8 protein-coding genes and 2 pseudogenes are annotated in these 12,617 nt (G+C 51.3%); 9 read left to right on the top strand and 1 reads right to left on the bottom strand.

Annotated elements, in window-relative coordinates:
* The first annotated feature begins 11 nt into the window (after positions 1–11).
* From NT179_02500 to NT179_02470, 7 genes and pseudogenes are all read left to right on the top strand, one after another.
* Positions 12–1,079 carry a glycosyltransferase gene (locus NT179_02500; protein MCX5720882.1) on the top strand — a complete coding sequence of 356 codons (1,068 nt, stop codon included), beginning with the start codon at positions 12–14 and terminating at the stop codon, positions 1,077–1,079.
* Positions 1,076–2,398, top strand: coding sequence for an oligosaccharide flippase family protein (locus NT179_02495; protein MCX5720881.1), 1,323 nt, complete (start codon positions 1,076–1,078; stop codon positions 2,396–2,398). The genes NT179_02500 and NT179_02495 overlap by 4 nt, the downstream gene beginning before the upstream one ends.
* 208 nt (positions 2,399–2,606) lie before the next feature.
* On the top strand, positions 2,607–3,200 hold the full coding sequence (locus NT179_02490; GenBank protein ID MCX5720880.1) for a class I SAM-dependent methyltransferase: 594 nt from the start codon (positions 2,607–2,609) through the stop codon (positions 3,198–3,200).
* A 629-nt stretch (positions 3,201–3,829) separates the two neighbouring features.
* Positions 3,830–3,958 (top strand): annotated as a pseudogene (locus NT179_02485) (hypothetical protein).
* Positions 3,932–4,024 (top strand): annotated as a pseudogene (locus NT179_02480) (chloramphenicol acetyltransferase). The pseudogenes NT179_02485 and NT179_02480 overlap by 27 nt, the downstream one beginning before the upstream one ends.
* 122 nt (positions 4,025–4,146) lie before the next feature.
* The gene (locus tag NT179_02475) at positions 4,147–5,481 is read left to right on the top strand and encodes a hypothetical protein (protein MCX5720879.1); all 1,335 of its coding nucleotides are present in this window, start codon (positions 4,147–4,149) and stop codon (positions 5,479–5,481) included.
* 487 nt (positions 5,482–5,968) lie between these two features.
* A complete protein-coding gene (locus NT179_02470) occupies positions 5,969–7,105 on the top strand; it encodes a glycosyltransferase (GenBank protein MCX5720878.1) in 1,137 nt (378 codons plus the stop codon).
* A gap of 74 nt (positions 7,106–7,179) precedes the next feature.
* On the opposite strand, the gene NT179_02465 is transcribed toward NT179_02470, so the two are convergent.
* Positions 7,180–8,333, bottom strand: a protein-coding gene (locus NT179_02465) for an IS3 family transposase (GenBank protein MCX5720877.1) whose coding sequence is annotated in 2 segments (ribosomal slippage) — positions 7,180–8,084 and positions 8,084–8,333 — 1,155 coding nt in all. Because the reading frame shifts where the segments join, the coding sequence is not laid out codon by codon here.
* A 221-nt stretch (positions 8,334–8,554) separates the two neighbouring features.
* Here NT179_02465 and NT179_02460 point away from each other — a divergent pair.
* The gene (locus tag NT179_02460) at positions 8,555–10,171 is read left to right on the top strand and encodes a cobalamin-dependent protein (GenBank protein MCX5720876.1); all 1,617 of its coding nucleotides are present in this window, start codon (positions 8,555–8,557) and stop codon (positions 10,169–10,171) included.
* A 512-nt stretch (positions 10,172–10,683) separates the two neighbouring features.
* Positions 10,684–11,819 (top strand): IS3 family transposase gene (locus tag NT179_02455; GenBank protein MCX5720875.1). Its coding sequence is split into 2 segments (ribosomal slippage): positions 10,684–10,891 and positions 10,891–11,819, totalling 1,137 coding nucleotides; the frame shifts between segments, so codons are not numbered across the junction.
* Positions 11,820–12,617 lie beyond the last annotated feature (798 nt).

The following is a 12,617-nucleotide window of genomic DNA, read 5'->3' as shown; positions in this document are numbered from 1 at the left end:
ACCTGACTCAGATGGGGCATCATGTGCAGGTCCTTGGCGCAACAAAGGAGGATATTGTAGAAGAGGCCGTTGATTTTGTCGGATCCAGTAACCAATCCGATCAGGAGCGATTGCTGGCATCTGGACGCATCCGAAGCCCTGATGTCATATTTCTGGAAGGGGCCTTTGCTGCGGCTGATTTCTTTAGGTCAAAGTTTCCCAAGGCGAAGGTTGTCCATATCGGGCAGAATATTGATCGTTACGGAAGTCACAAGGCATTTCAGGAAGAAACGGCCATTGATATTTATGCACTTGTCGGCCAAGGGCAGCTGGCAGAATACTGTGTCCGGTATCCCAGATTGCGTCATAAGTTTATGCTGATACGAAATGTGGTTCCATGGAACTGGCTGTATCAAGGGCTATCGAGGGTGCCGGTTGAGAATCGCATTGTGTGGGTAGGAGCTTGGACGAAGAAGGGGCTGCGTAGCTGGGCGGAAACGATGCAACGAGTGTTATGGGAGCATCCGTCTTATCGGTGGACGTTATATGGCCCTTGTCACGGGGCTCACATTAAGGCGGAGATTCCACCCTATATACTTAGAGGATTGCGATTCCGAGCAGGGCAGTTGTCAATGCACTCATTGCCCCTTGCCCAGTTGGCCAAAGAAATCAGCTCGGCCCGTGTTGTGTTAGTCAGTTTGGGAATTGAGTGTGGGCCAATTTCAACTCTCGATGCTCATGCAATGGGTCGGCCTGTTCTCTCAGGTAATGATATGGTTTATAAATATTGCAATCCTGAGGGGGCAGGGATTCGCGTGACCACGGCGGCAGAACGATATCAAGCGCTTATCAGGCTGATCAACGATCCTCTGCTAAGTGACGCGCTGGGCACAATGGGACAAGAATTAATTATTTCTGATTATGTGGAGAAGAATCAGAGAAACGATTTAAATCGGACATTGGGCTATTTGCGCGTTGTAGGTGCCTTAGGGGCAGTGAGCGCGTATACTCCACCAATGAAAATCGTTGAAAACGTTAATCACTTGGTAGACAAGATTAAAAGGAAAGTTCTTTCGATTGGGGTCAGTCAATCTCGGTGAAGATCCTTCACGCTCAATTCTCTCCTAAATTCTGCGCCGACAGCTTCTGGTCCCTGGTGGGCAACCTGGCGAGTGCCTCTGTTGGTCTTGTCGCAGTCAAAATTGTTACCAGTCTTGTTGGTGCCGATGAGTATGGGCAGGCAAGTCTCGTTCTAGGTGTACTTGCCTTGCTTAACGGTCTGCTTGTTGGTCCGCTCATGACCGTGCATCTTCGTGTGTACTTTGATTATCTGAAATGTGGAATGGCCAGTTGGTACGCGAGCACCTTCAACTGGGTGCTAGGCATTGCGGGAGGTATCGCACTTTTCATTTATCTGCTGGTGGCTCTGGCAGAGCGATCAAGGGGGGGCAGTGTGTATTTTCAGCTGGTTATTCCAGCTGCTGTGTTGATTCTCGTGCAACCGTTTATGAGTGCGACGACGAATTATCTGGAGGCTCATCGTCTTCAGAGACGACTTGCGATGACAAATATTTTCCTGAAAGGATTCTATCCCTTGGGCCTTGTGCTGTTGCTGGGCATGGCCATGCCAGGAGCAGATGCCGTTATCCTATCCCAGGGGCTTGCCATTCTTATTGTATTAGTTGTTTCGCGTTCGCCAAGTGGCCAGCGTGATCTTAATGAAAGGCCGGTGGATACGTGGAAGGAGTTGAGCAGCCTTAAGAATTCTTTCACCAGCTTTGGCTGGGCTCTCCCGCTCGGATATTTAGTTCACTGGGTGCTATCCACTGGAGACCGGTACTTGATTGAACATTTCATGACTCTGCGAGATGTCGGTATTTATGCAATGAATTATGGATTTTGGTCTCTGCCATATTTGATGCTGAATGGGTGGCTCGAAGTTTTAACCAGGCCGCTTCTGTATGACAAGGCTTCAGTGAATGATTGGCAGGGTGTGAAACGGGTGTTGCTATGGCGTACGGCGTGTGGTTTTCTCGGAAGCGTCTTGGGAACGGTGACTCTGTGTTTCGCAGGAGAAACAATTGCTGCGCTTATGCTCGGGAATAGTTACTGGATCGGTTGGCAGGTAATGATGTGCATTGCTACGGCCCACTGTTTTTATGTCGCGGGCTATTCGATTCTCCCTCTTTTTTTGGCGAGTAAAAGACCAAGGGGAATTCTAGTGGCGACCGCGGTGGCTGCAGTAAGCAATGTTCTGATCAATATCGTGGCTGTTCCTGCCTATGGCATGCTGGGTGCTGCCTTCAGCACGTTGGTGTCATATGTTATTTGGGCAGTAACGATAGCACTAGGCGCGCATTGGCTCATGCGTGGGCTACTCCGTCCAGTTCCTGTGCTGGCCAGTGGAGTGAATCTGTGACTGCATTTTCTCGTAAATGGAGGTTTCCATAGTGCTCACTCGACTATTTCATGCGCTCGCTAACCCGGAAAGTTTTTGGCGAGAACTGTTCCGATACGGGTTTCTCGCTAGGAGGTATGCGCCGCGCGATTGGTTTATTTTTCGGCACGAGGTGGCGAGAGAGTGCGCGATGAGGCGAGAACCGAAAGGTGGTCCTCCCGGGAAATTTGTGGAAGAGATTTTTCCTGATATAGCTAAGGCCGAAAGCCGAGTGAGTCTTGCCCGCCCCAATGCGTACAACCTTTCATGGGAAGAGGTCGTGACAATTTCATCTCTTGTTCAGATGCTTTCTCCAAAAGTCCTATTTGAGTTTGGGACGTTTGATGGTAGGACCACCCTGCATCTTGCGTTGAATTCGCCTGAGGCTGCCATGGTTTACACGATCGACAAAGAGAAAGGGAGATTTGATTTCGGCGCAGACACTCCGTTTTTTAAGGAGGTGCAGGTTGGTGAGTGCTTCTTGTCGACACCTGTGGAGAGTAAAGTCAAAATGCTGATGGGAGATTCCGGGGAGTTTGATCTTGCGCAGTTCAAGCGGAGGGTAGACTTTGTTTTTATAGATGCAGATCATTCTTATGCTGGCGTTATGCACGATACGGAGAAAGCGTTTGACATGATTCGTCCAGGCGGTTTGGTCGTTTGGCATGACTATCTGGTGATTGGCGATGTCACTAAGGCGATCGTACAGATCTGCAAAGGGAAGGCGCTCACGAGCTTGAAAGGGACAAGCTTGGTGGTGTGGCAAATGCCGCCAGTGTCATAATGCATTGTCAGAAAATGCCGCTCGTTACAGGTGTCACTTTTTTGAAATCAATGCCGTCGCTTCGGTTCTCAGTTTTGAGTTTTTTGAGCTGGGTTGCTGTGTTCGCGGTTATTGTCGGCACTGCACGGTGGAGAGGGTGATAAATGTCGTTAACTGCTTCGCAGTCGTGATTTTATTAATGCTTCATTGCCGAAGGATACTGATGTGAATTCGTAAGATCAGTTGTAAATATTTTATCCCATTGCTCCGCTGATAGCGTGAGAAGGTACATCGTGAAGCAATCATTGCATGGCCATGTAGAGCATCGGTATAAGCAGTGGTTTCTGGAAATAGTTTGGAACGATTGGCGCTCCCTGATTCCTCACGCAGGATCCAGGGGATATCGCTATGCAAAGCTTTTATATCAAATACTATTCTTTAGTGGTGTGCATGCGTTACTAGTTGTGCGCATCGGGAATCTTGGTTATCGGTATTACCTGTGGCCCGTGGCATACCTATGCCGGAAAATTCTTTACCATGTGTATCATGTGGATATTTGGGGAGAGACCTCGATAGGCCATGGTCATTGGTGGCCCCATCCTCTTGGAATCGTTTATAGCCGTCATGCCATCATTGGCTGCCGTGTTCGAGTGTTTCATAATGTCAGTATTATTAGTAGTCCATCGGGCATCCCGGTCATAGAGGACTTTGTTACTCTCTATGCAGGATGTTGTGTGGTAGGGAATGTCCGCGTCGGGCGGGGAGCGATCGTGGGAGCTCACGCAGTTGTTGTCAGTGATGTCCCTAAGTATGCCGTAGTTGTTGGCAATCCTGCTCGAGTAGTCCGATCTTGTCGAAGAAATGAAATAGATAGTGAGGATGATAAGTGGGAAGCGGAGTTTGGCTGTGGCGACAACAATAATGAAAATTCATAGGAAGTGTCATTCTGGATGAGAGTCCCATTCCAATGTTGCTATCACTGCTGATAATCACTGCTACGGGCATTTTGATTGTTAAGAGTCACGTGCAATCCTCATCGGGCGTGTGTATCGATATTGCGCGCCCACTGCCATTTTATGGCATTTTCTACTTCATGTATTACCTTCTTCCGTTTCTGATGTTGGCTCTGAGTGGGCAACTCCCCCATGAAAACCAGGTCTTTATAGCGTTGCTCATTTTCATTGGTTATGTAGCTTGCAGCATGGGAATGAAGTATGGCCAGTTTAGTGAAAACAAGATCATCTCTTCGACATGGCTGGGCCAGCGTGAAGCGCAGGTTCTCCTGGTATTCTGCGCTGTGGGCATCGGGTTAGTCGCATACGCGTATGTGTGGCGTGTCTCGGAAGGAATATTTTTCAATCAAGCGCGTTATTACGAGCAGGAGCGCACGATCGCCGCATCAGTTCGTGACGTCTTTGCGATGAATTTACAGTTGCCGATCATTCTTCTCCTTGGTTTTCTGTCCACTGTTTCCTGTCGAAACGTCAGGGTGCTATCTCGCGTACTTTTTTGGAGTTATGGGCTGGGCATTATCATGGTTCTGGTTTTATCTTCCCAGACCCGCCCTGCTATTACTGCGTTAATTTTTTTTCTTGTTGGCCTGAAGCATTACCGTAACATGATCGTCGGAGTCCACCATGCTTTGCTATTGCTGGCATTGTGTTTCTCTGTCGCGCTGGCTGTGCAAATGGTGCGACTTGGTGATGTCGAAGCGTTTGCATCTTCGGAGAATCAGTTCCTTTACGCAGTTAAGAACATTGGCTCGGGCGAGTTGAGCCGAATTGCTGAGTCGATGTCAGATGTTACGGAGCGGGTCAGTGATCGGGCTGGTGGGGGAATAAACTTTTTGTCTGATGTGATCGATGCGATCGATGCAGGTGAATCTCATTTGTATGGCGAGGGCATTGGTGTTTCTCTACATGCATTGATCCCTCGTTTTTTGTGGGAGGATAAACCCTCAGTTACATCCCCCCAACTGGTGGCGCAAGAGCTACTTAATATGCCGGTTTTGTTTGACACGGCACTGGGCCCAGTGACTCAGTTTTATATCGAGTTCGGTTGGCTAGGAGTGGCTATTGGCTATTTTTGTTTTGGTTGGCTCATGGGGAAGCTGACTTCGCGCATGGTGGAATCGCCTGGAGTTGGCATGTGGATCATTTTTTCATTTGTGTGGAGCTATTCGGTCAATTTGGAGCGCGAATTGGTTATAGGAATAATCGATATGTTTCGAAATGCTCTTTTTGTTTATGTGCCATACAGATGCATTATGTTTTTTTCTTCAGCGGGAAGTTCGACGCGATAAGCGAGGTTGTGTCGTGACCATGTTTTAAGTCGGGGGCTGGGGCGCCGTCTCCACAGGACGGCGTAGTCATGTAAGATTCAGTTTCAGCGGTCCAAGATGAAAAATTGATCTTGAAGCGAAGTCTTATCTGTTGGTCTGCCAGAATCTACCCACTACTTGCGTGATTAATTGTTGCGTGACAGCGACTGGGCCAGTATGGCGTATTCTTTGGACCTATGCAGGCCGTTCGTGAGGTCGAAGTTCTTAGGAACACTTGGGCCCTGCGTGTGCAGTTTTGCGGGTGCCGTTGCAAGGCAATGCTGGCGTAGCAGCCAGATAAGTCTCGTGCCAATTTGTCATGAATCCCAAGAATATGGGTTTTCCCCCTGTGAACGTCTGGCTCCGTGCCATGAGGTCTGGGCGTCCCGTGTTCGATTTGCCTCTGCTGGCCGTGCCAGGAGTATATTAGTCGCGGCGCTGGACCAGAGAGGTTATTGAGGATGCCAGCATGCGAGTAATCCACGTCGTCCCTGCGATTACAGAAGAAGCGAGCGGGCCTTCGTATTCTGTCCCACGTCTTTGCGAATCGCTGATTGCTGCAGGCGAAGATGTACGTCTTGCGACCGTAGGCTGGACGCGTATTTCTGCCAAGCCGGGGTATCTGATGAGTTTCCATTTGTGGTGGTGGTTTCGTCGTTTGGTGGTATCGCCGCAAATGTGCCGCTGGCTCAAGGAGGAAGTGGCATCGGGGAAAATCGACATCGTCCATAGTCACAGTCTTTGGACTATGCCAAGTATCTATCCTGGGCGTGCTTGTCGGTGTGGGCGCTCTCGACTCGTGGTTTCGCCACGAGGGATGCTCTCGCCTTGGGCGTTGCGTCAAAATGCCTTGCAGAAGAGAGTTTTTTGGCGGCTCTGGCAAGCGCCGGCCTTACGCCATGCAGCCTGTTTCCATGCGACGTCAGAAAGCGAATATGAAGATATTCGGAGGGTTGGCTTCACGCAGCCAGTTTGCATGATCCCTAACGGTATTGACGTCCCGATGCTTGAAGGAATGCCGAGTGGTGGTCGACGGAGGTTGTTATTTTTGGGGCGAATCCATCCCGTAAAAGGTGTAGATATTTTGTTGCGTGCCTGGCGGGCAGTAGAGGATCGATTTCCAGAGTGGGAGCTCCATGTCGCCGGACCAGGTAATAATCGCTATTTAAAAGAAATGCGAGCGTTGGTTGCGCAATTACGACTTGAGCGTGTTGTTTTTTGTGGTCCGCTGTTTGCTGAAGAAAAACTACGCGCTTATCGGGAGGCTAGCTTATTTGTATTGCCCACACATTCGGAGAATTTTGGCATGGCGGTGGCTGAAGCTCTGGCTGCGGGAACGCCTGTCATCGTGACCAAGGGCGCACCGTGGGGTGGGCTGGAGAAAGAGGGGGCAGGTTGGTGGATCGACATCGGCGTGGATCCGCTTGTTACCTGTCTTGAGCAAGCACTCTCTGCATCGCCCGAGCGGCTCAGGGAAATGGGCCGAGCTGGCCATGAGTGGATGAGGCGAGACTTTTCCTGGGATCAGATCGGTGCCCAATTCTTGGCAACATATCGCTGGTTACGTGATGGTGGCAGCATATTGCCGTGGGTGAGGCTGGATTAAGGCAGCGGGGAAGGGATGCATAATGAGATTTTGTGGTGCTCTGTGGTCCAGAGTTAAAGTTCACTGAGAGGGTTCTACCCCATTTCCACGGACGGTTGAATTAAGAGTTGCTCCCCCTGGTGCTGCTGATCGAGTCTCCGCCGCTGCCGGGGATTGTGCCAGCGCTCGATGTAATCAAAGATATCCGCTCTCGCCTCGGCTCTCGTCTGGTACTGCCGCCGATTGACCCGCTCCCGTTTGAGGACGCCGAAGAAACTTTCCGCCGCGGCATTGTCCGCACAACTGCCCACCGTGCTCATGCTATAGGTCACCTGGTGGGCCGCCAGGAACTGTTGGTATTCCGCCGAGGTAAACTGACCCCCCCGATCGGAATGGAGAATGACCGGGGTACGGGTGGGCCGCTGCCAGATAGCCATGAGGACGGCTTGGACGACCAGCTGGCAATCTTGCCGCGCACTCATGGACCAGCCCACCACGAGCCCTGAATACAAATCTAAGACGATACACAAGTACAGCCAGTGTTCGGCGGTTCGCACATAGGTGATATCGGTGACCCATTTGGTATTGGGCGCGGTGGCGGTGAAGTCTCGCTCCAAGTGGTTGCGGGTTCCAGCCGGAGGTGTCCCTGACGGCTTGGTGCGCCAGCGTCGCCGCTGCGGGAAGCCGCGCAAGCCAGCTCGGCGCATCAGACGGGCCACCCGGTGGCGCCCACATCGCTCACCGGCGTAACGCAGATCCTCCCAGATCCGCGGACTCCCGATAACGCCGTCGGAATCAGCATGGAGCTGACGAATCCGGGTGAGGAGCCGGGCGTTCGCCTGGTTCCGTGCACTCGGCACCCGCGTCGTCCAGCTATAATACCCGCTGGCCGACACGCGCAAACACCGACACATCAATCGGATGGGAAAGGCGGTGCGGCAGCGTTGGATCATCCGAAACTTCACTTCGACGCTCTCGCGAAGAACGCTGCCGCTTCTCGTAAAAAATCCCGCTCCTTCGTCACTCGGGCCAACTCGCGACGGAGCTGGCTCACCTCTTCATCGCGGGATCGCCCGTGGCCCACAAACGCCTGCTTGGGATCCTGCCGCAACTCGCGGCACCACCGTCCCAGGACATTTGACCCGATGCCTAGATCTGCGGCGATCTGGCTTACCGTCACCCCCGGTGCCTTCAGCATCGCCACCGCTTCACGTTTGTACTCGGCTGAAAACTTCCGTCGTGCTCCCATGACACCCCTCCTGGCTCATTATGAGCCGGAACCAGGTGTCCGTAAAAGTGGGGCAGAACCCAGCCAAGCCTATGGACGAATCTTGAAGAACGAGCAACAAGATCATGTAACCGTTCAATGTTTATATTGGCATGCTGAGAACGACTTGACTAGTATATTACATTAAGAGCATGATTTTAATGTATTAGGCAATTGATAGGCGCGGGCAGGGGGGGCAATCTATGAAGGAACTAATTCAGATAGAAAGCGCAGCTGAGCAGCTCAGTTGGATAAAGGGAGACATAAAGGAGATAAGGCGGGCGCGAGAAGCAAATCCTGAGAAAATTCTTTTTATCCATCCTCCAACCACAAGCAAGCATCCGGAACCACCTCTTGGCATTGCCTATCTCGGAGCATTTCTGGAGCAGTACGGGTTTCGCGTGACGCTTTTGGATATGGACCCTCTTGGCTTAACCGACGGAGATTTGAGGCGCGTCATTCGCGAAGGGCAGTTCCGTTTCGTTGGAGTATCTTGGATGACGCCTCAGAACCGTTTTGCGGAGAACATTCTAGCCATTATCAAGAGTATAGATCCCGACATCGTGACCATAGCTGGAGGTCCTCATCCTTCAGCGTTACCCGATGAGGTGGCTAGTAATCCGAACTGCGATTTTGTGGTATACGGCGAAGGAGAATTAACCTGTCTTGAATTGATGATGCGGTATGATGAGCTCTATCCAAATTTTAATTTTGTGGATGGACTGGTTTGGAAGGTTGGCGGCCGTACTCGTGTTAACGGGACACGTGCGTTGCTTCAGGATATGGATACGCTTCCTTATCCGTTATGGCGTGAATTATCTAGAGTCACGTATTTAGATATGCCTGTCTATCACCAGAAGGAAATACCAGTATTTCCGGTTATTACTGGAAGGGGCTGCCCGTACGAATGTGTGTTTTGCGATGAGGATTCCATTTGGAAGCGCCGCGTGAGGTTTCGCAGCATCCCCAATGTCATCGGTGAGATCAAAATGTTGCAGGAAATGTACGGCGCTCACACATTTAACATCCTGGACGATACTTTCACTCTGAAGAAGTCACGGATTAAGGAGTTTTGTGAGGCAATCCGGCAGCACTGCCCTGGCATTGAGTGGCGATGTACCGGAAAAGTGAACACGATATTTCCTGATATGCTTGCTGAGATGAAGTCGGCTGGGTGCAGGCTGATTGCCTATGGTGTGGAATCGGGCGATCAGAAGGTTCTAGATGCGATCAAGAAGAAGCAAACACTGGCCAGGGCCAAAGAAGCTTTTGCCATGACACGCGAAGCGGGCATCAGTTCGTTTGCCCTTTGCATGGTGGGCAATCTTGAGGAGAATTGGGAAAGCATCGAAAAGACCATCAAGTTTTTGGACGAGTTAAAGCCTGATTTTGCCTCTTGCTCAATCAGCACGCCTTACCCAGGGTCCCAGCTATACCCCATTGCTGAGAAAAATGGGTGGATTTGTGACAGCTACAGGGACTGGGAGAAATGGGTTCCCACGCCGCACAGTGTGCCGAATTATAAGCCAGTTTGCACAAATGGAATACTGAGCCAGGATGAGTTGCTGAAGGCCTACTATTACGTGAATCGACATATTGCTTTTTCAAGGCTGCGGGCTCGGTATGGGAAGTGCTATTATTTTAATCCATTGTTCGTTAAGCGTGAGATTATTTTCCGGTTAATAACCGCAGGACCGAAGGCATTTTTCCAAATGTTTTTCCGTTTAATTTTCACTGCGAAGATTAAACGAGAACCTACAATCGGAGGAGTCATTCTGCAGGATGAAGAAGGGAAGGTGCATGCATCTTCTTGCCTGTAGAGGTCTGTTATGTATTGTGAGTGGTAGAGTTTTTGTTGGATTCTATGAAGGGGAGCTAGGTGAATTTTAGGAAGCGTAGATAGCTTAAATTAATTTCGATGCAGGTATCGATGGCTCATCGAGACCATTCTGAGTTCAAGTTCGGTTGGGGCCGAAAATAGGCGAGTCCGCTGGAGAGAGGAGTGCAGGGAATGGAATCGAGCGAGAGTAAGAATAGGCGTAAAACGCCAGATCGTATAAGAGTTGAGCAGGGAACTGGATTGGCGTATTGTGAAGAATGTTCAACGGAAAATGAGCCCACAGCAGACGATTTTAAGATCAATTATCTTAAATGTGGTGGTTGCGGAGACATCATAAGTATTGCACATTTGGTCCAGTGATTGATCAGCTTGAGAGAGCTGTATGAGGTTCCCCTGAAATTTCGTCTTCCACGGGTGACGTATAATCGCAGTCACCATGAAAGGGAGGACGATGAAGATACCCGGCAGGAATACACCGCCGAGTTCAAGGCATTGGCGGTGAAGCGAGTCAACGATGGGCTGACAGCCGGAGCGGCGGCCAGGGAGTTGGGGTTGGTCGAACAAACCCTACGGAACTGGGTCAAGGCGGCCGCGGCCGGGACGCTCAATGGGGCGGGCGTCAAGGTGGTGACACCGGAGCAGATGGAGCTGTCACGATTGCGCGCCGAAAACGTGCGACTGAAGCGAGAGAACGAAATCCTAAAAAAAGCGACGGCGTACTTCGCAAGGGACACGCTGTGAAGTACGCCTGGATGGAGGGGCAGCGCACGGACTATACCCTGGACGAGATGTGTGTGGTCCTGGCGGTGAGCGAAAGCGGCTATCGCGCCTGGCGGTACGGCGGCACGCCGAATCGCACACGGCTGACGGATGCACAGCTGCTCGCGCTGATCCACGTCATTCACCAAGAACTCAAGGGCGCCTACGGCAGCCCGAGAATGGTGAGAGAACTGCGTGGACGTGGGTGTCCCGCTTCCAAGCCGCGAGTCGAACGACTGATGCGGGAACACGGTATTCGTGCGCGTCACAAGCGGCGGTACAAGGTGACGACGGACTCAAGCCACAACCTGCCGGTGGCGACGAACCGGCTGAATCGGAACTTCACGCCATCCGCCCCGAATCAGACCTGGACATCAGACATCACCTATCTGTGGACGGATGAAGGCTGGCTCTATCTGGCGATCGTGCTCGACCTGTTCAACCGCGAAGTGGTGGGTTGGTCGCTAAAACCCCGCATGACGGCGGACATTGTGACGGACGCGCTGACGATGGCGTGGTTCCGCAGGAAACCAGCTGTGGGGCTGATGCATCACTCGGATCGGGGCAGCCAATACGCCAGCCAACCGTTCCAGGACAAGCTGAAGGCCTACGGCATGGTCTGCTCCATGAGCCGCAAAGGGAATTGTTGGGATAACGCACCGACCGAAAGTTGGTTTAACAGTTTCAAGAACGAGCGGGTCCATGGGTTGCGCTATGCCACACGAGCAGCAATGACGACGGCGAGCTTCGAATACATTGAGGTGTTCTACAACCGGACGCGACGGCACTCGACGCTGGGCTACCAGTCGCCGATGCAGTTTCTGGATGCGTGGCGTCTGGCTCAACACGAGGGAAATCTGGTAGCCTGAACCCCGCCCGATGGAAGACGAAAAACAGAGGGAAGCTCAGTATGTAGCAGATGAGCTCATGCTCTTGGGCCGTGCTGTCCCTGGCATGTTACGCCGCCTAATCATTTTCTTGGTTGTCGCTCGCCATTCATTGCGCTCTGCTGAAGAAAACACAGCCAAGACAGGCTCAGATAGCATTAGGTCTTAAGTGTCAACCATTGGCCCATGTCGAAACATGTGCCGATTGGTCGGAGCGGGTTATTGTGTGTGCTTCCGCTGCTGCCGAGGGGCCATTTTGCACGAAGGAAACCATGGTGCTTCTAGTATAAGTGGATATACAGAGGTGAGAAGTGAGGATGCCCAACGCTCAAGAGTGGTCACGGATACTCAATTAGGGATGGTTCAGAACATGAAAAGTGGAGTCATTGCTCATGGCTGAAAGTAATAAGCAAGCAAGCAAGATTTGCATAGTTTCGTCATGTGGTGGACATCTCACCGAAATACGGGCGTTGAGACCTATATATGAGCGATATGAGTATTTTTATGTTTTGAACGATCGTGTGCTGCTGCCTGAAGATATGGCAGGTAAAACTTGGTTCATTCGGCACTCCGAACGGGACTGGCTGTTTGTTGTGAACTTGTGGGAAGCCTGGCGCATTTTGCATAAAGAGCGGCCAAGTATGATCCTGAGCGCGGGCGCAGGTCCAGTTGTGCCTTTTGCGATGATCGGAAAGCTATTCAAGATTCCCACGATTTTCGTCGAGACGTTTACGCGAGTGAGAGAGCCATCCTTAACTGGAAGAATTATGTGCCGACTTG

This window comes from Nitrospirota bacterium (assembly GCA_026387665.1).
Lineage (GTDB): Bacteria > Nitrospirota > Nitrospiria > Nitrospirales > Nitrospiraceae > Palsa-1315.
This window is presented reverse-complemented; position numbering and strand designations above follow the sequence as displayed.

What these genes read in the sequence shown, in the direction of transcription:
- NT179_02500 (MCX5720882.1), top strand. Translation starts at nt 12, where the DNA reads ATGGGGCATCATGTGCAGGTCCTTGGCGCAACAAAGGAGGATATTGTA.
- NT179_02475 (MCX5720879.1), top strand. Translation starts at nt 4,147, where the DNA reads ATGTTGCTATCACTGCTGATAATCACTGCTACGGGCATTTTGATTGTT.
- NT179_02470 (MCX5720878.1), top strand. Translation starts at nt 5,969, where the DNA reads ATGCGAGTAATCCACGTCGTCCCTGCGATTACAGAAGAAGCGAGCGGG.
- NT179_02460 (MCX5720876.1), top strand. Translation starts at nt 8,555, where the DNA reads ATGAAGGAACTAATTCAGATAGAAAGCGCAGCTGAGCAGCTCAGTTGG.